The organism is Actinoplanes sp. NPDC089786 (assembly GCF_040684855.1).
GTDB lineage: Bacteria > Actinomycetota > Actinomycetes > Mycobacteriales > Micromonosporaceae > Actinoplanes.
Map to the genome: position 1 here is coordinate 1 of NZ_JBFBGU010000048.1, position 21,680 is coordinate 21,680.

General features: G+C 66.5%; 19 protein-coding genes, 1 tRNA gene and 2 pseudogenes. 12 read left to right on the forward strand and 10 right to left on the reverse strand.

Features of this window, described 5'->3' with window-relative positions; genetic code table 11:
* Window positions 1-68: 68 nt before the first annotated feature.
* The 3 genes from AB0O15_RS46875 (at window position 69) to AB0O15_RS46885 (ending at window position 2,451) form a co-directional block, all read left to right on the forward strand.
* The gene (locus tag AB0O15_RS46875) at window positions 69-443 is read left to right on the forward strand and encodes a tetratricopeptide repeat protein (RefSeq protein WP_364334350.1); all 375 of its coding nucleotides are present in this window, start codon (window positions 69-71) and stop codon (window positions 441-443) included.
* A gap of 22 nt (window positions 444-465) precedes the next feature.
* Window positions 466-1,605 (forward strand): site-specific integrase, encoded by a 1,140-nt coding sequence (locus AB0O15_RS46880; RefSeq protein ID WP_364334353.1) that lies wholly within the window; start codon window positions 466-468, stop codon window positions 1,603-1,605.
* 207 nt (window positions 1,606-1,812) lie between these two features.
* Entirely contained in the window at window positions 1,813-2,451 is a 639-nt protein-coding gene (locus AB0O15_RS46885; protein ID WP_364334356.1) for a hypothetical protein, read from the forward strand.
* A gap of 153 nt (window positions 2,452-2,604) precedes the next feature.
* Here the strand turns inward: AB0O15_RS46885 and AB0O15_RS46890 are convergent, their stop codons facing one another.
* The 4 genes and pseudogenes from AB0O15_RS46890 to AB0O15_RS46905 all read right to left on the reverse strand — a co-directional run.
* The gene (locus AB0O15_RS46890) at window positions 2,605-3,105 is read right to left on the reverse strand and encodes a hypothetical protein (protein WP_364334359.1); all 501 of its coding nucleotides are present in this window, start codon (window positions 3,103-3,105) and stop codon (window positions 2,605-2,607) included.
* 759 nt (window positions 3,106-3,864) lie between these two features.
* Entirely contained in the window at window positions 3,865-4,188 is a 324-nt protein-coding gene (locus AB0O15_RS46895; RefSeq protein WP_364334362.1) for a helix-turn-helix transcriptional regulator, read from the reverse strand.
* Complete coding sequence (locus AB0O15_RS46900; protein ID WP_364334365.1) at window positions 4,185-5,267, reverse strand: site-specific integrase; 1,083 nt, start codon at window positions 5,265-5,267, stop codon at window positions 4,185-4,187. Before AB0O15_RS46900 ends, AB0O15_RS46895 begins: the two co-directional genes overlap by 4 nt.
* 624 nt (window positions 5,268-5,891) lie before the next feature.
* Window positions 5,892-6,005 (reverse strand): annotated as a pseudogene (locus AB0O15_RS46905) (DNA-invertase); the annotation flags it as partial.
* Window positions 6,006-6,116: 111 nt separating this feature from the next.
* Here AB0O15_RS46905 and AB0O15_RS46910 point away from each other — a divergent pair.
* Window positions 6,117-6,737 carry a hypothetical protein gene (locus AB0O15_RS46910; RefSeq protein ID WP_364334367.1) on the forward strand — a complete coding sequence of 207 codons (621 nt, stop codon included), beginning with the start codon at window positions 6,117-6,119 and terminating at the stop codon, window positions 6,735-6,737.
* Window positions 6,738-7,066: 329 nt separating this feature from the next.
* On the opposite strand, the gene AB0O15_RS46915 is transcribed toward AB0O15_RS46910, so the two are convergent.
* Window positions 7,067-7,759 carry a TetR/AcrR family transcriptional regulator C-terminal domain-containing protein gene (locus AB0O15_RS46915; protein WP_364334370.1) on the reverse strand — a complete coding sequence of 231 codons (693 nt, stop codon included), beginning with the start codon at window positions 7,757-7,759 and terminating at the stop codon, window positions 7,067-7,069.
* A 52-nt stretch (window positions 7,760-7,811) separates the two neighbouring features.
* Here AB0O15_RS46915 and AB0O15_RS46920 point away from each other — a divergent pair, with 52 nt between their 5' ends.
* The gene (locus tag AB0O15_RS46920) at window positions 7,812-8,930 is read left to right on the forward strand and encodes an NAD(P)/FAD-dependent oxidoreductase (protein ID WP_364334373.1); all 1,119 of its coding nucleotides are present in this window, start codon (window positions 7,812-7,814) and stop codon (window positions 8,928-8,930) included.
* A gap of 14 nt (window positions 8,931-8,944) precedes the next feature.
* Here the strand turns inward: AB0O15_RS46920 and AB0O15_RS46925 are convergent.
* Window positions 8,945-9,566 (reverse strand): annotated as a pseudogene (locus AB0O15_RS46925) (DUF4158 domain-containing protein); the annotation flags it as partial.
* Between the two features lie 114 nt (window positions 9,567-9,680).
* Here AB0O15_RS46925 and AB0O15_RS46930 point away from each other — a divergent pair.
* Entirely contained in the window at window positions 9,681-10,280 is a 600-nt protein-coding gene (locus AB0O15_RS46930) for an IS110 family transposase (protein ID WP_364334376.1), read from the forward strand.
* 534 nt (window positions 10,281-10,814) lie between these two features.
* Complete coding sequence (locus AB0O15_RS46935) at window positions 10,815-11,165, forward strand: hypothetical protein (protein ID WP_364334379.1); 351 nt, start codon at window positions 10,815-10,817, stop codon at window positions 11,163-11,165.
* Window positions 11,166-11,422: 257 nt separating this feature from the next.
* Here AB0O15_RS46935 and AB0O15_RS46940 read toward each other — a convergent pair whose 3' ends face one another.
* Window positions 11,423-12,085 carry a hypothetical protein gene (locus AB0O15_RS46940; RefSeq protein ID WP_364334382.1) on the reverse strand — a complete coding sequence of 221 codons (663 nt, stop codon included), beginning with the start codon at window positions 12,083-12,085 and terminating at the stop codon, window positions 11,423-11,425.
* Window positions 12,086-12,573: 488 nt separating this feature from the next.
* On the opposite strand from AB0O15_RS46940, the gene AB0O15_RS46945 reads away from it, so the two are divergent.
* Together AB0O15_RS46945 and AB0O15_RS46950 are read left to right on the forward strand one after the other, a co-directional pair.
* A complete protein-coding gene (locus tag AB0O15_RS46945) occupies window positions 12,574-13,977 on the forward strand; it encodes a hypothetical protein (protein WP_364334385.1) in 1,404 nt (467 codons plus the stop codon).
* Between the two features lie 503 nt (window positions 13,978-14,480).
* Entirely contained in the window at window positions 14,481-16,046 is a 1,566-nt protein-coding gene (locus AB0O15_RS46950; RefSeq protein WP_364334388.1) for an alpha/beta hydrolase, read from the forward strand.
* 318 nt (window positions 16,047-16,364) lie between these two features.
* Here the strand turns inward: AB0O15_RS46950 and AB0O15_RS46955 are convergent.
* A tRNA-OTHER gene (locus AB0O15_RS46955) sits at window positions 16,365-16,492 on the reverse strand.
* Window positions 16,493-16,852: 360 nt separating this feature from the next.
* Here AB0O15_RS46955 and AB0O15_RS46960 point away from each other — a divergent pair.
* Window positions 16,853-17,236, forward strand: a complete 384-nt coding sequence (locus AB0O15_RS46960; RefSeq protein ID WP_364334391.1) for a MerR family transcriptional regulator — start codon at window positions 16,853-16,855, stop codon at window positions 17,234-17,236.
* Window positions 17,237-17,398: 162 nt separating this feature from the next.
* On the forward strand, window positions 17,399-18,280 hold the full coding sequence (locus AB0O15_RS46965) for a zinc-binding dehydrogenase (protein WP_364334394.1): 882 nt from the start codon (window positions 17,399-17,401) through the stop codon (window positions 18,278-18,280).
* 449 nt (window positions 18,281-18,729) lie between these two features.
* Here AB0O15_RS46965 and AB0O15_RS46970 read toward each other — a convergent pair whose 3' ends face one another.
* Both AB0O15_RS46970 and AB0O15_RS46975 read right to left on the reverse strand, forming a co-directional pair.
* Window positions 18,730-19,311, reverse strand: coding sequence for a DUF4240 domain-containing protein (locus AB0O15_RS46970; protein ID WP_364334397.1), 582 nt, complete (start codon window positions 19,309-19,311; stop codon window positions 18,730-18,732).
* Window positions 19,312-19,457: 146 nt separating this feature from the next.
* Window positions 19,458-20,324, reverse strand: a complete 867-nt coding sequence (locus tag AB0O15_RS46975) for a tyrosine-type recombinase/integrase (RefSeq protein WP_364334399.1) — start codon at window positions 20,322-20,324, stop codon at window positions 19,458-19,460.
* Between the two features lie 437 nt (window positions 20,325-20,761).
* Between AB0O15_RS46975 and AB0O15_RS46980 the strand changes: the two genes are divergently transcribed.
* Window positions 20,762-21,472: a TetR/AcrR family transcriptional regulator C-terminal domain-containing protein gene (locus tag AB0O15_RS46980; protein WP_364334402.1), complete on the forward strand. Its 711-nt coding sequence runs from the start codon at window positions 20,762-20,764 to the stop codon at window positions 21,470-21,472.
* The last annotated feature ends 208 nt before the right edge of the window (window positions 21,473-21,680 follow it).

Consider the following 21,680-nt stretch of genomic DNA (forward strand, 5'->3'; position numbering starts at 1 on the left):
ATACCACCAACGGGCCCTGACTGGCTTCCGTGAGACCGGCTTCCGAGGGTACGAACCGTGGGCACTCAATGGCCTCGGCGAGGCCGCCCACGCTGTCGGCCGCACCCTGTCGGCCGCACCCTGTCGGCCGCACCCTGTCGGCCGCACCCTGTCGGCCGCACCCTGCCGGCCGCACCGCCGACGCCCTTACCCACCACACCGACGCCCACACCATCGCCAGCCGCGACCAGCAAGCTCGCGCTCTCACCGGCCTCGGCCACGCCCACCACGCTCTCGGCAACCTCGACCTCGCACGCGAGCACTACCAGCACGCCCTGGTCCTCTGGACCGATCTCGGCTTGCCCGAGGCCGACCAGACCCGGGTGCGCCTCAGCACCCTCGCCACCAGCTCCAACGGCACAGCCGGGATATCGAGTTCCCTTCAGGAAAGGTCCCTTCTGTGAAGGCAATCGCTACGCTGGCGGCATGACCGCGCAGGTGATCGACATCAGCTCCCGGCCGGATCGGCGCAGATTGCCTTCACGAAAGGTTGCGCCACTCCCGGTCGATGGTCTCACCGCCCCTGACGCGATCGAGGCATGGGCCGGCCGCTACCTCGACGCCGCCGTCCGCGGGGTCCGCTCCGCTGAGGTCACCGACAAGATCGCCCTGCACCTGGCCCGGTTCCGCGACCACTTCCACGCCGCGCACGGCCACGACCGGCTCTCCGCCGTCGTCCAACGCGAAGTCGTTGCCTGGCGCACCCACCTCACGACCGGCCGGGACACAGGAGGGCTCGGCCTGGCGCCAGCGACGGTCAACACCCACCTCGCCTCGCTGTCCGGGTTCACCACCTGGGTGTGCACCCACGACCCGGCCGCCCTGCCGCACGGCAACCCGTGCGCCAAGGTCGGCGACCTGCCGCTGCCGCCACTCGAACCGCGCGCCTTGCCTCCCGGGCAGATCCGCACCCTGAAGAACGTGCTCGACCGGCTCCCGCGCTTCCACCAGCACAAGGGCCGCCGCCGCGGCGCCGCCGGCGAGCTGCACGGCCACGCCCGGCCGCTGCGCGACCGGGCGATCGTGCACGTCCTGCTCGGCACCGGCTTGCGCCGCGAAGAGCTGGTCAACCTCGACCTGGACCAGGTCACCCCGAACAACCCGGCGGCGCTGCGCACGGCGAAGAAGGCGAAGATCAGTGGCGTCCGCGGCAAGGGCGGCACCCGCCGCACCGTGTTCCTCGGCGCCGACGGCCGCACGGCCCTGGCCGATTACCTCGAACACGAACGCCCGGCCGACGCTGGGCCGGCCGCGGCCGCACTGTTCCTGTCCGCCGCCTCGATCGGCTCCCGCCGCCCCGACGGCCGACTCTCCCCACGTTCGATCAACCTGATCTGCGAGCAGATTGGCCGCTGGCACGACGCCGAATACGGCGACCCGGCCCGCCACATCAGCCCGCTGCGGCCCCATGACCTGCGACACTCGTTCGCCTTCGCGCTCGCCGCGGCCACCGGCAGCGACGCCTACGAACTCGAACGCCGCCTCGGTCACCAATCCCAGCGCTACATCCACCGCTACACCAACCCGCCCGAGGACATCGCCGCCGGCTACGTCGAGCAGATGTGATCATCGCCGTTTGCGGCTGGTGACACGCTTCTTACCGGCACGTCCGCCGTGAGTTCAGTGAGAGTGAAGGCTCATCAGAACGAACCCACGGCCCGAACGCGGCTGAGGCTCCGGAAACCGTCGGGTTCACGATAACGGATCTCAGTTCCCCCTGTGGAAGTCGTCCATGCCCGCACCCGGGCGAGGTGATCTCGTACGCTGCCGAACGTGGGTGACTTCCTCAAGACGACGCTGGCCCGGGTGCCGGACGGATTCGACCTGCCGGAGCCGCTGCGCCTGCTCTTCGCCTGGGTCGACGAGCAGGGTTTCGTGGTGAAAGGGCACGACGGTGATCTGTACGGCTCGTTGAGCGACAACGGCTGGGCGGGCACCTCGATCGAGCTGCGTGGCTACACCGCCGAGCAGACCCTCTCGTACGCACGGTCCTGGTTCGACGAGTCGATCCCAGATCCGGCCGCACGGTTGTGGCCGTTCGCGCAGACCGGCGGCGAAGGTTCGATGGCCGCGCTGTGGCGCGACGGTGAGGGACGGGTCAGGATCGTTCATCTCGGTTCGGGCAGCGGTTCGATGATGACGTGTGTGCTCGCCGACGATGCGGTCGACTTTCTGCGGCTGCTAGCGATCGGTTACCGGGAGATTTGCTGGAACGAGGAGTTCGGCGCGCCGCCCGAGCCGTGGGACGCCGACCACGAGATCGTCAATGCCCCCTACCGGGACTGGCTGCACCGCACCTTCGGTGTCACCGCCCCAGCGACCGGGCTGGAGATCGTGTCGGAGCCCGCCGAGATGGGCGACGAGGACACCGCGGACCCGTTCTGCCGCTGGGTCGACAATAAGGAAGCCTGAGCCGGTCACCGGCGCAGGACACCCTGACGATCTCCGGCTACGAAATCTTGCCGGAGCCAGTACAAGGCGTACGCCGACACGACCGCGGCGAGGGAGAGATGGATGATGCTGGGCAGCCCACCTCGGGTCGCCGGTCTGTAAAGACTGCCGCAATCAGCCGTCGGTTTGCTCGTCGTCGAGCAGGTGCTGGGCGATCTCGGCGTATTTGCTGGCTCTCGATACGGACAGGTTGAACATCAGCGACAGGTGTAGCGGATCCGCGCCGGCGGTCAGTGCCTCGTGCAGGATGCGGTCCTGCCGGATGCGGTCGATGGTGACTCCGATACTGCGCATCTGCCGCTGCAGGTGGACCTGGCTGACCGGGGTCTTCGCGATGGCGGTTCTTTCGGAAACCAGCACGTGCCGGTTCGGGCTGTGCGGCCACGTGGTCTTGCGGTGCTTCAGCCAGGCCCGCAGTGCATGCAGGGCGATGTCGCCGAGTCGCCCGGTGTGGCCGGCAAGGGTGATGCGGTGGTTGGGCAGGTCGAGGTCGTCAAGGGTGAGCAGCCGGATCGACCCGGCGCGGGCGGCATGGACCGCGGCCAGGGCGACGATCAGCCGTTGCGCCGGGTTCGTGGCGGCTACCTCGATGGAGCGAATCTCGTTGTCCGTCAAGGGAATCAGAGAGAGCTCGACACGCCCGGCTTTGAGACGTGTGGCCGGGTTGGCGAAGACGAGGCCGTGCCTCTTGGCGAACCCGGAACAGGGACCGTAGCGCGGCTACCGTGCTGTTGTGCTGGTACCCGCGGAGCAGCTTGAGCACGGCTGCGACGTCGGCCGGCGTGATTTCCCGCAGATGGCCACGGTTGGCGGCCCACCGTTCGATGGCCGGCCTGACGACCGAGAAGTAGACGTAGAGGCTGCTCGGCGAACGAGGCTGTGCCCGGCGTTCCCCGTCGAGCAGCGTGAGCAGCCAGGCGCGGACCGCGTCGGCAAAGCCTGCAGGGAGCTGTTCGGTGCTGCGGTCGATCCAGGCTCGGATGGCCGGGGTGGTGTCGTCGTCGAGCAGGTCCAGGTCGGCCAGCACCTCGATGACTCGCCGGATGGGTGCTTTCCGGGGTATCCGTGCGCGGACCTGGCTGGACTGAACCAGGCCGCCTGCAGGCAGGTCGCTCAGCAGGGCCGTGAGGCCGTCGATGGCGCAGCGGATGGTGGAGGGCGACCAGCCGTGTGCCTGCCCGAGTCGCCGGGCGTGCTCGGCCGCGGTCCGCAGGAGCAGGTCGTCCGAATCCAGCGCGGGGTGCTGCCAGCGTGGCGACGGCCCGATCCCGGCTTTGCGCCGGTAGTAGGAGGCCAGCGCGCTGCAGTTGCGGCCGCAGTAGCGCCGATCGCGGCGACTGCCTGGCGGGATCGGCGTGCCGCAGTGCAGGCAGGTCACCGCGGCGGCAACGACCGCCCGGTCCGCGGGCGGGGCTTGACCGCCCGGACCTCGCCCACGGCAACCTGCTGCTCCTCCCCGGTTGCGGCAGGCTGCGGCACCGTCTGCGGTTCGCGCAGCAGCAGCTCGCCGACCTCGCAGTCCAGCACAGCGCAGATGATCTCCAGCTCGTCGAGCTTGATGGCGTTGGGCTGGCCGGACCACAGGCCTGACATCTTCCCGGCGCTGATCGTCATACCGCGTTCGGCAAGCTGACGCTGCAGCTCACTGGCCTTCCAGATGCCGCGGTTGGCGGCGGCCAGGCGCAGGTTCCACTTCATCGGGCCAATCCCTTCCATCGCTCGGCGACGCGTTGCTTCCCACTGACCCAGGCGTCCTCGACGTGAGTGGCGTGGACGTGGATGTACCGGGCTGTGGTTCCGGTCCAGGAGTGACCAAGTAGCTCCTGGATGGCGAACAGGCTCATGCCCGACAGGTACAACTGCGAGGCACAGAAGTGCCGGAGCACGTGCGGCGTGAGCTTTCCAGCCCATGCCGGAAGGTGCGCCTCCGCCGCGGCCGCCAGGGAGCGGCGGAACACGTCTGCGGTGGCCCGCCCACCGGATCCGTCCTGGCACTTACGCTCCGACGGAAACAGCGGGGCACCTGGCCGGGTGGGGTCGGCGTCGAACTGGCCCCAGACGTCCTCGATGAACCAACGCAGATTCCGTTCGGCGCCGTTGATCAGCGGCACCAGGCGCGGTTTCGGCCCGCGACGGCGGGATCCTTTGCCGTGGCGAACGTTCAGCTTGCCGAACCGGCCCAGCTCCCAGCGCACGTCGTCGAGGTCGAGCATCCGCGCTTCGTTGATCCGCAGGCCGACATTCGCAGCCAGCCGGGCGACCGCATAGTTGCGGGCCGCCGGTGCGAACTTGCGGCAGGTGGCCAGCTCCTCCCGCCACCCGGCGAACAGCCGCTCGATCTCGGCTTCCGTTGGCGGGACCCGCAACTGCGGTTCGACCGAGGCCCGCGGCCGGTTCATCTCGTCGAGCGGGCACTCGACCACGCGGCCGGTCAGGTTGTAGATCTCGACCTTGTGCCGCAACTCCAAGAAGTCGAAGTAGACCGTGAGCGCAGCGGCCCGGCCGGTCCGCGTCGACGGCTTCGCATCTCGCAGCAGCTTGCCGAAGTAGGTGTCCGCGTCCGCCGGCTGCATCTCCCAAAGCGGCCGACCGTACCAGTCCCGGATCAGTTCCAGGTGGCCGGTGTCATTACGGATCGTGCTGTCCATGAGCCCGGCCGACGCGCGAGCCAGCACGAACCCGGCCAGCACGTCGGTCTCGAACGCCGCGAGCTCGTCAGCGGTGGCGGGAGCCCGGAGCTCGCGTAGGTCGCGCACCACGGCCAGGCCCAACCCCACACCTCCGACTTCACTGAGAATGAAGGATCATCACATCGGCGGCGATCATGTCACGCAGGATGAGGATGAATCAAGTTTGGGTCGGAGCCTCACAGAACCCAGAAGCCGCTGGCCCAGCGGCAACAGCTCGAGCGGACGACGAACTCGTCGGTTCAGCAACCCCGTCGACTATTGCGTACCCGAGTGGGCCGCGTTCCTCAACGGTGCCAAGAAGCCGCGAGTTCGATCAGGCCTGACCCGTCCCCGAAAAAGTGGTGCCCCACCTCTTCAGAACCGATGCCCGGCCCGGAGGTGGGGCACCGCCTTATCTGCCCTCCACCCCCTGGGCCGCCAAGCCGAGCGGGCCGCCGCCGCTGACGCCGCCGCCGCGGCGATGATCGTGGCTGCTCAGCTCGCCCAGGCCCGCGCCGACGAACTCGCCCGAAGGTCGGTCGACGCGCTGCGCTCCGGAAGCGGCACCACCCACCCTGTACGCCACCCTCGGGAAGGGGGAGGTCTCCTGACCGGGGGGAACCGCCCGAGAGGTCAGTCGGTGGTGCGGCCCGGCCAGGTGCCGACGCGGTCGAACAGCGCCCGCAGCCGGGCCTCGTCGTACTGCTGCTGGGCCAGTGCGGCTTGCTCCGGGCTGAGCTTCGGTCGGCGGCCGCCGACCCGGCCGCGGGCACGGGCGGCGGTCAGGCCGCTGCGGGTGTTGGCCAGGGTCAGCTCGCGCTGCAGCTCGGCGAGCGCGCTCACAACGCCATCTTTGCTGGGCCGATGAAGAAGGTACGTGCATCATCTTCTGATACCCATTACTGAATGTTCTACTAATAGAGAGGCGCGCCGGGTCAGCAAGGAAGGTGGTTCACAATGGCTGCACGGTTCAAGCTTGGTAGCTACGACACTATTGAAGGCGACCCGCTCGGCCGAAGCATCATCGGGTACTTCCCCCGCATGACGGAGGACGAAGCGTGGGAAGCCGGCAGGGGCGTGTGGAAGATGGATAAGGAAAAGGTCGCCCGGCAGCGATTCGCACTGATCGTCGGTCAAGGCCTGGTGCGGGCCGTCGCTGAGATCACCGGCTATACCGAGCACAACACCCCGAACGGCGCCCGCATCGCCCTTGAAGGTTCGCTGCTGGCTGCAGGGCACCCGGTCCGGGACGCCTACCTCGGCCAACCTGACCCGGTGGTTAACGGCTCACAGAACCCCGTCGGCTACTGCAGTTTGCCCGAAGAGCAGCCGTACCTGGAGCGGCCGTGCGCATGCGGCTGTGGCGAGCTCACCGACCGCGACTTTCTGCCCGGCCACGACGTGCGCGCCATCCAGCGGCGCGTTCGCGACTACTTCGGCGGCTCACCGCTCAAGCTCATTGAGTTCATCGACAAGCACTTCCCGCTGCCCGTTGTCACCAGGCATACCACGCCCATCTCCGAGACCAACAAGGCCGAGGTTCACGGAGAACGATCGCCGACGCCCCGGTCGCGGTGATTCTGAGTAGCCCTATTGATCGAAGATGCGTTCGACGACTTCGGCTTGTGGCGGCGATCGCGATCGCCGCCGTGAGGCTCATCGCGGTGGTGATGTCGGCGGCGCCGACCGGCGGGTCGGGGGAGGTGGGGGAGCGACCCCGGTCGCCGGCTCGCCTCCGCATCGATGGCCCACTGCACCCTCGCGGTGGGCCATCGGCATTCTTTGGGTTCAGGCCCAGGCTCTCCTGAACGCCACCTGAGCCGTCAGCGCGACGGCGACCGGGGTGGTCACTTCGGGGCCTGCGGACACGGACCCCGACCTCGCGCACGTTCGGCAAGAGTTGAGCGTCACGCCGGCGGTCGGGTGAGTTTGGCAGCCACGGCGTCGAGGACCCAGTCCAGACCGGTCGAGAAGGATGCCTCGGCGTCCACGTCCGTGCCGTCGTGCACGGCCTTGGCTAGCGCCGGGAAGCGGCCTGTGGCCAACATTCTCGTCACATGCGGGCCGTGGGCGCGCTGCCAGTCGCGCTTGGACAGGCCTGTGGTGCGCTCGGCCCGCAGGTTCGCGATCTCACGCCTGATCGCGCCTGTGACGTAGGCGCTGACAGTTTCCACGGCGCGCTTGACGGTGTCGATGTCGGCGAGGCCGTCGAGGGCGGCCAGTTTGGCCTCGGTCACGGCGAGGCCGTTCGGGCCCAGGGTCGGGCGACCGCCGAGCAGGTCGGCCAGCCATTCGTGACGGAGAACGGCCTGCCTGGTGCGGTGGGCGAGGATGCGCAGCGCCTCCCGCCAGTCACCGGGCTGCTCCTCGGGGAGAATTTCGGCGTGGACCTCGTCCACCATGAGGTCAAACAGCTCGTCCTTGGTGGAGATGAATCCGTACAGCCGCATCGGGCCGGCGTTCAGCCGGGCGGCGACCTTGCGCACCGACACCGCCTCCAGCCCGCCCTCGTCGGCCAGGGCGATGGCGGCGGCGATGACCCGCTCCCGGTCGAGCGGCACGGGAGGATGGGGCGGGTCAGGCCGGTCCCACACAGTCATGGTCACTCCGTGGTGTTGCGATGCATCGTAGGGGGAAATACAGTGTATTGCCATGAGACATCGTATCGCTGTGGTCGGGGGCGGCCCCGCAGGGCTTACCTGCGCCCGTGTCCTGCACCGCCACGGCTACCCCGTCACCGTGCTTGAGCGCGATCCCGGCCCTGACGCCCGTCCCCCCGGCGGCACGCTGGACCTGCACGAAGGGCTGGGTCAGCTCGCGCTGGACAAGGCGGGGCTGCTGGCGGAGTTCCAGGCGCTGTCTCGTCCCGAGGGGCAAGCGATGCGCATCCTGGACGCGGACGGGACCGTCCTGCGTGACTGGCGACCCGGTCCAGATGAGCGGGCCAATCCCGAGATCGACCGCGGGCAACTGCGTGACCTGCTGCTCGGTCCTCTCGACGTCCAGTGGGGCCGGGGCGTGACGCAGGTGGTGCCGGGGACCCGGGATGGCGTGCTGGTCCATTTCGCGGGCGGACGACAGGAGACGTTCGACCTGGTGGTCGGCGCGGACGGCGCCTGGTCCCGGATCCGCCCGGCAGTCTCGCCGGTGACGCCGCGCTACACCGGCGTCACCTCGCTCGAGACCTCCCTCGACGACGTCGACACCCGCCACCCAGACCTTGCCCGGTTGATCGGCGACGGTTCCGTGGCCGTGTACGGCGTGAACCGATCTCTCGTCGCCCAGCGCAACAGCGGCGGTCACGTCAAGGTGTACGCCAAGTTTCGCGCGCCGCTGGATTGGCACGCGGAACTGGACCTGGCCGACGTCGAGGCCGTGCGATCGAGCCTTCTGGCTCTGTTCCCCGGCTGGGCCGCTCCCGTCCTCGACCTCCTCCGCCACGGCACCGCTTTCGTCCACCGCCCCTTCTACGTCCTGCCCGTGACCCACACCTGGACCCACGTCGTCGGGGTGACGCTCCTGGGCGACGCCGCCCATCTGATGCCCCCATTGGGGGTGGGCGCCAACCTTGCGATGCTGGAAGGCGCCGAACTCGCCGAGTCCGTCGCCGCCGGCCCTGCCGATCTGGACGAGGCCGTCCGCGCCTTCGAGAAACAGATGTGGCCACGGGCCGGCAGGTGGGCGAAGACCACGGCTGCCGGTCTGGAACGCCTCGTGAGTGCAGACCCCGCTGAAGCCCTCGCCCTCTTCGACCAAGTCCAGCCATCCTGACTGCCAAGCGCGAGCGTGCGGCCGAGATAGGCGTCCGGGACCAGCAGAAGGTCCAGCTCGGCGCACCGCCGGTCGGTGAGCAGGTGCCGTACCCGCGACCAGGTCTCCGTCCTCGCGTGAGCCCGGGCCGCGGCCACCCGTCGCAGCACCAGGATCACCCCGGGCCGGAGCACCCGCGACGACAGCAGGTACTCGCAGGCCAGCCGGAACAACAACTTCGGCGAATCGTGCTCCATCGCCCGGGCGAACAGGAACTTCGTCCAGGTCCTGCCACTCGGCGGTATCCATTGCTTGCCAGCCGGCGTAGCCGGCCACTTCGCGCAGATGATCCGTGCGGGTCTGTTCCCGCTCGCCGTACCCTCGCAGCTCACCCATCGCGATCCCGAGCCGCTGCGACAACCGGCCCACCATGGCGTCCGGCGCCTCCGCCACCTCATCGGGTACGAACCCGAGCCACGGCAGCGTGCACAGCTGGACCGCCACACCCAGCACGTTGCGGCCCGTGCGGAACTGACGCACGAACGCCTCGTCCGCACCGGTCAACGTGAAGTACCGGATCAGCTCGGCCCGGTTGATCTCCGGGAAGCCCCGAAGCCGCGCCAGTTCCTCCGCAGAGAACACATCCTGAGTTGCCACGAACCCACCGCCTGAGCATCGATCGTCACCAAACGGGACGGGACGCTAGGGCTCAGGACAGAGCTTGATCAACCCTCAGTTCTTACCGTTGTTTTTGGTCTGGAAACTACGGGCGTGCCACCAGGGCAGGCCGGGGTCGTCCGCGGCGACCGGGCCCGGCTCAAGGCGATCGTCGACGAGCAGCTGTCCATCGTGGGTCGGCCGCAGGTCAACACCGCACTCGCGGTCATGGACGTGCTCGCCGAGCACCTCGACCGGCTCCGCCGCCGGCTGCTGTCGACCGCCCGCGGCGTCAAGGGCGCCCGAGCGTTGATGCACGACATCTACGGCGTCGGCCCGCTCAGCTCCCTCGCCTTGTGCGCCTGGCTCGGCGGTGCCGACCGGTTCTCGTCCTCGCGCAAGGCGGTCCGGTTCGTCGGCCTGGATATCACCGTGCACTCCTGCGACGGCAAACGCAGCCCCGGCCGGCTGTCGCGCCAAGGCCCGGAAGTGTTGCGCTGGCTGCTGTTCGAAGCCGCGAAAACCTCCGCCCGGGCCTGCGCGCCCGGCTACGGCTACTACACGCAAGTCAAGGAGCGCTACGACGCGAACCGGGCCTGCCTGTCGCAAGCCCGCCGGATCGTCAGGCAGAGCGCGCACATCCTGACCGGGCTCGGCGACGACGCGTTCACCATCGTCGCTCAACCGGCCTCACCCACGACCATCGCCCGCTGAACCACCACGGGACCGACCCGGCGAGGACCGGCCAGTCCACCATCCACCGATGACGGGCACCAATCGCGGCCAGCTCCCTCAACGCACTGTCAGACCGCGCCACCACCGACATCACCGTCGATGACCGCGGACGGCCAAGAGAGAATGAGCGGCCGTACCCCCGGCGAGGGGGCCACCCCATCAATCATCATGTCGCGGACAACGACCTGTTCGACGGCCATAGGTAAGTCTGGCTGCCACCCCGCCACCACCCGCACGGCAACGCGAGCGACCAACATCCGACCCCTGAGGAGTCCACGACCACACACAACCCACCGTCCACAACCGAAACTCGCCCAGCCCCCGCGGCGAGACAGCACCACACTGCTCAAACCACTTCAAACAGCCACGAAACTATCCCTGGACACTTACCCGCATGCAGGTAAGTGCACCGCTGATCAATCAACGGGCACGCTGCCGGCATCTCGGCTCCAGCCTGCGAGGTGGCGGTTGGTCTCGCTACCGGCCTTCGCGGATGGCATCTACTCTTCCCTCGTGGCACGGCCCCGCATCAGGAGAATTGTCGTCGAAGACATCACCTACAAATGGACCGTCGGCCAGGTGGATGCCGGCCGTGTCAGGGTCAAGGTCTGGCACGGCGCTTCGGAGCGCGGCGGCACGTTGGAGGTCATGGTGGCCTTCGACGACCCGTGGCTGAATTTCGGGCCGATTGTTAGCGCACCCGCCGGCCGAGCGGCCGAAGTTTTCGAACTCAACCCGATCGCCCCGGCCTTGATCGCGAGGATGATCAAGCTGGCGCTCGAAGCCGGTTGGCAGGCACAGCACAGTGGAACGACGAGGCTTCAACTCACTCACGATCGCGAACGGTTGGAGTCGCCACCATGATGACTGGTCGTCGGCGGAGACGATTATTTGCGGCAGAAGAGTGCAGCCGATCTTGGACCTGCGATACCAAACTCGAACGTCTTTGGATCACTTAAGGGAGTCCGCCGCAGTGTCGCCTCCCGCCGGATCTTGGACGATCAAATGACGTAGCGCCTGACCCCTACTCGAAGTCGACTGGGCTCCACCGCGTCCTCAGGGACGTGCATGTGCTGATGCCGGACATACTTATGTGCAACTATAACGTCAGGACTGGCGACCTATTTCATTGATCGACAGCTATTTTGATCAATTGCCTGATCCTCGCACATTTCTTGTGATAGCTCATCGTAGCCCCTTTGAATATTGAAGGCGACTTCGACCGGGCTTCCATAGGTGCTCGCCAAGATGGTCGACTTGCCCACACTGCTTTCTTCTGCCAGCCAATTCATCGCGCTAACCATATATATCGCAGTAGCCCTCGTCCGCTGGCTTCCGTTCAGCGAAACCCCAGCGAGCCCATCACGCAATTTAGCCGCTATTTTCGAGCCGTCTGACACATTAGCGCACTTCCGGAATTCGGTACTCGCAGATCCGGTTGGAGTGTTAACTCGCTTACCAGCTTCGCACCAAAAATCTTTTTCGAATCTAGCGGCGTCGCCCGCAGCGGTCAAAAAGGTTGTGTATGCGGCTCGTCGAGCCTCCCGTTGGGAGTCTTCGAGCTGCTCCTTTCGTTGTGTCGCGTGATCTTGCCTCTGCGCCTTGATGCCGTTTGTGGCAATGAAATAGGTCACGAAATTTGTTACCACCAAAGTGATCAGCACGCCAGCCAGGGCGGTCCAAGCGGTGAACCGGACGCCACGAGACTCGGAATGAGCTTCTGTTTTCGAATTGTCATTCTTGTCGCTCGGCTCGGGCGAGTTACTGGCACCAGGCTTCCTCACGCAAGCGATTATGGCGGTTACCTAAGGACTTGTCTATGCTGGTGGTTATGATCAATTGCGCTCTGATGGGCATGATCGGACGCACTGTTCTCGGCATGTCCGAGTGCTCCAGCGATTGTCCTGCTGGTGATGCGACAGACGACGGCTGGTAGCGGCGGACCTCCTGCAGTCAGCGCACGTGGCGTTCGATCTCAGCCCGGCCCAAGTTCAACGGGTTCAGCTCGTGACCTGCGCACCAGGTCAGGAACACCTTGAGGTCGGAGCCGGTCTGGAGCCGGGACTCACCGCGGGTACCGGCCCGGGTACGCGGCCACCGCTGCGCGCAGCAGACGCTCGTCGAAGGGAGCGGCGGCTTGATCAGAAACAGAAGAGGCAGTCATAACTCACGGTGCGTCACCGCCGCCAAGACCGCCAACGCCCTCGACGCGGCATGAGAGTGAACTCATCGGCCACTGCTGATCAATGACCCCCGCCCGTACGGTGCTTGCATGGGCAAAGCGTTTATCCTCGCCGTCATCGTTTCCGTCGGAGCCGGGGGTATTGGCGGCTACCGGTTCGGTCGTCGCACAGCGCAAGAGCAGGCTGGAGAGGAGGCTGCGAAGTTTCGGCAATATCCCAAGGTAACGGCAGAGAAAGTCGATGCGTTTTCTTCATCAAGCCTCAATAGCAGTCTTTCACCAGACCGGCGGGGAGGTGGATTCAGCCGACGAGCGATTTCGAGCATCCTCACCATCGGACTCGCCATTGGTGGCGTCGCAGCAGCATCTTGGGGACTTGCGTTGGCTCGCATGCCTGAAGTCGTCTCGCCCCCCGAGTCCAACGGTAAAATACTACTATTGGTCGATCGGACTAGCGCCCCCGTTACTTTCGCCATGGAGATCGAGGATCCGTGGCGCGCCTCGCCCGTCGTTCGAACTGCAATCCTCTTCGAGAGGCAATCCCCAGACGTTAATTGGATCGTTCTGACTGACGGATCCCTTACGCCCCAGGTCGAGAAGCCAGACGACTTCCGCGACAGCGATTCGTGGGTCGACGCTCCTCCAACCGATATGAATGGAACACAGCCCTACCCGACCGCAAACCTGCGTCTTGCTGAACCGGGCATGGAACTTGCCGGTAACGAATCGTTCAGTTTTGGACCAAACCGCGATCTCGATTTGAAGGAGTATACAATCGCCGCAGAGGGATCCGGCTCCGCAGAGCTGTCGTGGTTCGCGAAAAGCTCGTTCGCCGTCAAGCATAGAGATGGTGTCGCGGGCCGTTTGCCAGCAGTTGGAACGGCACCCGTTGATTCAAGATCCCTTGCGCACGAGCTGGCGTGGCATCTTTTGGGACGACAGGGAAGAACCGAAGGAATTTACTACGAGCGCGATATCGCCCTCAATAGATTGTTTCCGAATCGCGGACTCGGTCAAGGTATGGATCGCGACATCGACCCGACAGGGCAAATCATTGACTGGAGAGACGAGGACTGGCCATGGCCAGACGACCCGGAGGCTCGGAAGGAAAGAAGGGAAATAGACCAACTGGTTAAACAGGTTCCTCACCCCGTGCGGTTGTCTGCGGCCGGCCGAAGGTGGTATTTGCCAACGTCATGTACGGCAACCGCCACTGCAGGACTGTTACGGGAAGATGAGCAAATCGTTTTTGCGAGTCCAGCCACATTACCCATAAACGGTGTCGTTGCGTGGCGCGGTGGACCCAGTCAAGGCCAGACCGTTCCTACTCGGTGGACCACTGCCAGCCTGACGGACCAAAATCGAACTGACGACCGGCTTTTAATAGCCGGCGTACTTCTAGGTGGCGCAATCGGCACGCTCGTAGCAGTCCTCCAAGCGTTCATGAGTAGCAGTGCCCACTCGCATTCCGCCGGAAGATCTAAGGCGGAGTGATCGAAACTACGTCGCTTATTCGGTCAGCATAGGCCTCCTCGTTCCCAACGGGCACGTCGCAGCCATACTCCTACTGACTGCGGAAGAGTGGTATCAGGCGAAATCGTTTTGGATACAAGTTTGTCTGCTGTCAATAGGACGGCAATGCTGCGACAGTCCATGATCGGGTGGCCCGTCATCGGCCGTCCGTGAGCCGGCCACACCACGCTCGTCACGCTGCGTAGCGACCGGATCGCGGCAAATGAGGACGCATGGTTTCGGGTGGATGTCCGGACCGCGACCCGAACCCCGTCGACCGTGCCCTTTGTACGCCGATGGGAACGGCGGGCCGCATACCAGCCCTCGACAGCAACGGCTTGCCGCTCGCGCATAGACCATGACGGATGTCATGCCGCGTGGTGACGGAACTCAACCCCTCGATGAGGCCGTCCTCCTGAAGGAGGAGCGTGGATTTCCTGCGCGCGGACGACTCGCCCGGCACATTGGGCTGCGACGATTGACCCATGTCGAAGCTCTCCCGCGTCCGATGGACCGTGGCCGCCGCCGTCCTCGCGGCGCTCGTGCCAGCTGCTGCCGGACAGGCCAACACCGGACAGGCTCCGGCCGAACCGGCTGGGCCCGGATTGCGTTGGCAGCCGTGCGTCGGTAGCGCCGATTCCCGCCTGGAGTGCGCCGACCTGCCCGTGCCGCGCGACTACCGGGACTCGCGCAGCGAGACGATCACCATTGCCGTCTCTCGGGTCAAGGCGGCCGACCCCGCCGAGCGTCGGGGGATCATGCTGGTCAACCCGGGCGGCCCGGGCATCAGCGGGATCGATTTCGCGCGATACCTGGCCGGGACCCTGCCCGCCGAGGTGCTCGACCGCTACGACTTGATCGGGTTCGATCCGCGGGGCGTCGGGCGTAGCACACCGATCAGCTGCGGCACTCCGGAGACCACACCGGTCGACCTGATCCTGCCGTACCCGGCACCGGACGGCACGATCGACCGGAACATCGCCTACGCCCGCGCCACTGCGCAGAGCTGCGCCGCGACCGCTGGTGACCTGCTGCCGCACATCACCACCGCGAACACCGCACGCGACATGGACCGCATCCGCGCCGCGCTCGGTGAGTCGAAGATTTCCTATCTCGGGTTGTCCTACGGCACGTACCTGGGTGCGGTCTACATCTCGCTGTTCCCGCGGCGTGCCGACCGGATCGTGCTGGACAGCGCGGTCGACCCGACCCGGGTGTGGTACGACTTCATGCGCAGCAAGGGTGAGGCGTTCGCGCTGCGGTTACCCGACTTCACCGGGTGGGCCGCGGCCCGCGACGACACATACCACCTCGGCGTCACGTCGGGCGAGGTCGAACGCACCTACTACCGGATCGCCGAACAGTTGGACCGCACGCCGGTCGAACTGCCCGAGATCACCGTCAACGGCAACGTCTTCCGCCAGCTGACCCTCAGGACGATCGAGGACGACCGGGCCTTCGGTGACCTCGCGGCGTTCTGGCAGGCGTTCTCCGACCCGGCCAACCCGCCCACCACCGAGACCGTCACACCGACCAAGCTTGCCGAGCCGGCACCGGACAACAGCATCGCCGTGCTGTACGCGATCGTCTGCGGTGACGTGAGCTGGTCACGTGACACCGGCCAGTATGCGCGCAACACCGCCGCCCACCGCCGCGCCTACCCGGCGACGGCCGGCTGGCCCGCCAACATCTGGCCGTGCGCGTTCTGGGCACACCGGCCGGTCGAGCCACCCGTCACGGTGACCGACCGCGGGCCGCGCAACGTGCTGATCCTGCAGAACCAACGCGACCCATCAACATCCTGGCGCAACGGTTACGGCCTACGCCGCGCCCTCGGCGACCGGGCCGCGTTCATCACCGTTGACGCCGGCGGCCACGGCATCTACGGCATCCGGTCCGGCCCGTGCACCGATGCCATCACCACCGAGTTCCTGACCAGCGGCCGGCTTCCGGCCCGGGACCGGTTCTGCCAGGGCCCGTCACCGGAGGATGTACCGGCCGCCGTAGCCCGGACCGCCGCTACCCGCTGGCGCCCCAGCCCTTGGCTGTAACACCCGCATATCACCCCGCCGACAGGCCGGGTGGTCGGGGATAACCGCAATGTGGACCCCATCTCGGTTATCCCCGCTCGGGAAGCAGCAATGTGGTCACCTCGCGATGCCCCGCACGACCTCCTGGACGCCCAATCGGCTGAACCTTCGCGTCGCGTGTGAACGAACATGGCCCCACGTCATCGTCATGATCGAATGCGCGCTCATCGGCATGACCGCGCGTCCGTCGCGCCCCGTCCGCCGCCCCGTGCGGCGCGCACGCAGCGTGTCGACCGGATCGGGTGCCCCGAGCGCGCTCGGCGGCAGAAGAGGAAGCCGCGGACCGAAGGGGATTTGAACCCCTGGTGGGGCGCGGTACGCCGTTGGCCCCACGCGCCTTCGAGCCGTCCGTGCGTGCCCGGCCTTCGACTCTGAGCGCTGCATTAACCCGGCTCTGCCACCGGTCCAGATGCAGTATGCCCGCCATCCTTCGTGCCGAGCAGCTGGGTTGCCGCGCAATCTCAGCGGCATGACAGTGCGCCGGTAAGACCTCGTCCGCCACCCCGCATCGGGCTATCCTTCGGCCGCGCGCCGGGCAAAGGCACATGGGAAGGGTGCGTAATGTTTAGTCATGTTGCCAACGATGCGGGCATCTGTCCGCGGAGGCGTGTGGCTTTGGTCGTAGGTTTGGGGCCCGGATAAGTGCCTCTCTCGGACTCAAGGACTGAGCGTTCACCATGATCAATGGGCGTGAGTTCGGGCCCCACCCGGTGTTCATGACATGCCAGTGGCTGAGCCCTCGATCATGCGAGCGTAGGCTTTCAGGGATGCGGATCGGCGAGTTGTCCAAGCGCACGGGCGTGAGTCCGCGTTCCCTGCGGTACTACGAGGATCAGGGCTTGCTGGCCAGTGCGCGCTCCGATGCCGGGCAGCGGCACTATTCCGATGCCGACGTCGAGCGCGTGGCGCTGATCCGGCAGCTGTTCGACGCGGGCATGTCCAGCCGGGTGATCGCGTCTGTGCTGCCATGTGTGGATACTCCGACTGACCCGGCGATCACCGAGTCGGCGTTCGTCACGATGACGCGCGAGCGCGAGCGGATCGACGCCGAAATCGCGCACCTGCTCCAGACCCGGGATGCGCTCGACGTACTGATCGGGATCAACCGCAAGTACTGGGCGGAGCTGACCTCGGCCCCGGTCCCGGGGTGACACCGCAGGCCCGACGTTGTGACTCGCGCCTCAGCCGGTTGCCCTTCACACCGATGTAAGCGGTCAGCATGGCTATGGAGCCCGGAACGACCGGGCCGCTCATGCAGGAGGCGGCAGAACATGGGACAGGCGTGGGGTTTCGGCAGGTTTGGCGGGCCTGAGGTGCAGGAGTTCTTTGATCGACCCGACCCGGTCCCCGGTCACGGCGAGGTGCTGATCCGGGTCGACGTCGCCGGCGTGAATCCGATGGACCACGTTCTGCGCTCGGCTCTGATCCCCGGGCTCGACAGCGGGCGTCCGTTTCCCCGGGTTCTGGGAATGGAGGCAGCCGGAACCGTTCTCGCCCTCGGCGAGGGCGTCGACGGGCTCGCGGTGGGTGACCCGGTCTTCGGCTTCGCGCTCACCGGTGGCGGCACCTACGCCGAGACGACGGTGCTGTCCGCACTGAACACCGCTCGCATCCCGGTGGGCCTATCCGCGACGGTCGCGGCAACGTTGCCGGTGGCCGGAACGACCGCGGTGGACGCGCTCGACCAGCTCGGCCTCCCGACCGGCGCCACTGTCATGGTCAACGGGGTCGGGGGCGGGGTGGGGCTCCTGGTCGCCCGGCTGGCCGTCCAGCGCGAGCTGCGAGTGATCGGCACCGGGAGTAGCACCAAGCGCGAGCCCGCCGAGGCCATCGGGGTGCGGTTCATCGACTACATTACCGAGGACGTGGCCGCCGCGGCCCGCGAGCTGGTTCCGGAGGGCTTCGACGGGATCGTCGACCTGGTCGGAGGTGCCTCGTTACGGACGATCGCCCCACTGGCCAAAGATCCTCGCAACGTCATCGCCGTGAGCGATATGTCGGTTTCCGACATCGGTGGGCGCTTCGTCGAACGTCGCCTCGACCGCGAGAATCTGGAACGGGCCGCCCGGCTGGCCCTCGACGGAGTCCTCACACCCACGATCACTGCGATTCATCCACTCGCCGACGCTCCGGCCGCCCTCGCCGCCATCGAGAACGGTCACATCTCGGGCAAGGCTGTCATCAAGGTGGCATGAGACGCGTCCGCCGCCGCCGAAACCGTAGGTAGCGGACTGACGAGAGTCAATGGTCCCCAATTACCCATGGGCAGGGCGGGTCCCAAATCCACGCTCAGCGAAATCCGCGAGCAGAAATTGGGACCCAAACTACCGCCCGAACGGGCCCCTAATCGCGCTCAAAACCAGGCATGAGCCGGTTCGAGTCCGGTAGTCCGGCGCCCGGACGGCGGCAGAAGAGTATGCGATTGCCAGCCGTCGGACTCGTGCACAGCAGTCATCTGGGAACCGCCGGTCGAGCACTCGCCCGAACATACGCTGAGCTGGATCTTCGAAGAGGCCCAAACGGCCGGGGGTAGGGCGAACCGTGCGACCGGCCATAAGGGCGCTGTGACTGCTCAGCGGCCCGCTGCGCTACTCAAGACCGTCCACGCCTTTGGGTTGCGGCGGCGTGCGGAGACGGGTGGGGTCTATTCGGTCCAGTGCTCGCCGAACAGCGCCCATAGGCGCGGATAACGGAGGGCCACCATTTCGGTTCTCAACCGGGCCCAGTCGACGTCGTTGGGGCCGGGATCTGTGCGTAGCGTTACGGCGCGTTCTGCGGTAACGACATCGCGGATGTCCCCGTCGATGTCCGCCCGCTGGTCGCCGACCTCGCAGGCTACGTATTCCAGGGACTCCCACGTGGGATGGTCGTCGTCCTGCCAGGGTCGTGGGAGAGACGCCAGCCTCTGAACTGCCGGTACCGTGGCAAGGCTGTCGGGGTCGGCGATCGCTCGCTCGTACGCCGTGCGGCCGAGCCCGACGAGCCACATCTGGAAGTAGTGGAATCCGTCGGTGCTGCAGCCCCCCTCCATGAGGATGTCTGCAGCTCGCCAAAGGCGATACGTGTTGGCCGGTTCCCGAGTCCCGGACAGGTGCTGGACGAAGTCGAGCAGATCAGAGCGGGAGATCCGACTGAGCCGGTGGGCCAGAAAGGCCTCACGGTCACCGGGCTGCGGGCCGGCTCGGCGCGATAACTCGATGAAGGTCCAGAAATCGTCCACGTCCACAGCGGGGATCGTAGACATCCGCCCATCGGCATGTCCGAGTGCTCCAGTCGAAGGTGCGGCTGGTGATGGGGCAGACCGGGAGACCGGCCGAGGTTCGCGCGTGGTCTGCTGATCGAGAAGATCTCGGAGTGAGCAGGCCACAGCGTTCAGGTGCCGGAGGCCATGTAAGCGGCGAGGATGTAGTTGGGGTGCCGGTCGAGGTTCTTGCGGGCTCGGTCGTAGCGCATGGTGGTCTTGGGGTCGGCGTGTCGGGCGGCTATCTGTACGTCGCGGAGGCTGACGCCGGCATCCAGCATGGTAGTGACGAAGGTGTGTCTGAGCATGTGCGGGTGCATCCGTGGCATCCGGATCCCGGCCGTCACGGACAACTGTCGGAGCCTGCGGGTCGCGGCGTGCCGGTCCATCCGCCGACCGTGCAGGTTACGCAAGATCGGGCCTTGCTCTCTGCCCTCGACGGCGTGCTCGACCGCGCGGGCCACTGCGGGCGGCAGCGGAACCAGTACCGTCTTGTCACCCTTGCCGCGGATCTTCAGGACACGGTGGCCGTGTTCCTCGCCGAGGTCGGCGATGTTGGCGCCGCAGGCCTCGAAGATCCGCAGCCCGAGCAGGCCGAGCATCGCGATCAACGCGAAGTCGTTCCGATTGGCTGACAGACGCGCGGTTGTCAGCAGGGCTTCGAACTGCAGGTGGCCGAGTCCGAGGGTGGGCGAGTCAGTCGGCATCGGCGGACGGCGCACGTAGTCGGCTGGCGAGTGGGCGAGGATCTGGTCGATGACGCAGACGCGGTAGAAGCCGACCACGACCGACAGCCGCCGGGAGACTGTCGAGGGCTGGAGGCGGCGGACCTCTTGCAGCCAGCGCACGTAGCGTTCGACCTCGGCGCGGCCCAGGTTCAACGGAGCCAGTTCCTGACCTGCGCACCAGGTCAGGAACGCCTTGAGGTCGGAGCCGGTGTGTACTCGGGACTCCCCGCGGTACCGGCCCAGGTACGCGGCCACCGCTGCGTGCAGCACACGCTCGTCGAAGGAAACAACAGCTTGATCAGAAACAGAAGAGGCAGTCATAACTCACGGTGCGTCACCGCTACCAAGAGCGCCAGCGCCCTCGACGCGGCAGATCAGTGCGCGGCTCAGCTGTCAGTGTGTCGTTTCTGGATAGACCTCCACCTCGTAGAGAAGTTGGACGGGGTCGCCGTTGGTGATGCCCACGAAGACCGGCTCACCTGACGGGGTCCACCCACGTCGCCAGACCTCCGTACGGGCGGCCTCACGGGAGGCGTGATGAAACTTGTCAGCTTGGTGCAGTTGAACGACTCGACGAGCAGTAGTGCGATCGGACTCGATGTGGATGCGCAACTTGGGCATGCCATCGCCTCCTCCCAGTCAACTTAACGCCGTAAAGGCAGCTTATCAACGTTAAATCATGCTGAGAGTACGGCTAGGCTCAGACCGTGCAGGCAGCAGAACCCCACGAGTCGGTACCGGCTTCAATCTGGTTGCGCGACGAGGCACGCCCGACACGGACTTCGCCACTGAGCCGGGAACGCATCGTCGACGTAGCGGTCACCCTGCTCGACCGCCACGGCACCACCGGTCTCACGATGCGGCGCCTGGCCGAAGGCCTCGACGTCACCGCCACCGCGCTGTACTGGCACGTAAGGACCAAGGACGACGTCCTCGACCTCGCTCTCGATCACATCTTCGGCGATGTACCGCTACCCGCCCCCGGACCGGACTGGCAGACCGACGTCCGGCACGTGGTTCGCGGCTGGCGAGCCGCCATGCTGCGCCATCCCTGGGCACCCGGCCTCATCGGCCGACCGATGCTGGGACCGCGCGTCCTCGCCCGCACCGAGTACTTACAGGCCGCATTGACACGTGGCGGCTTCGCGGACCTACGCCTAGCGGTCACCACCCGCCTCCTCGCCAACTACGTCATCGGCGCGGCACTGACTGAAGCGACCTTCCTCCATACAACCGATCCTCATGCCAGGGCAAACGTCCGGCGCCACATCACTGCAGACCCATTCACCTACCCCGTCCTCAACGCCTCGGGCCACCTCGACACCGAACGTTGGAACGACGACCAATTATTCGAAGGCGGCCTCGAGGCCATCCTCGCCCTCCCCCCACACACCTCACACACGCTCAACACTGAATAGCGCTACTGAGCGACCATCCCCGCCGGGCGGGTTCACATCGGAACGAGCGTGTGCCGGGCTGACCTTGGCAGCGTCACACCGCGTGACGCCGCTCCGCCAGCCGCCGCGCACGCTCGGGCCGGGTAGCGACGGCGCATTGCTGCGCCGCCGCCCCCTCAGAACCGGACGTGCACGTTTCCATGCATCCGGCTCAAGCAAGCCCGCGAAG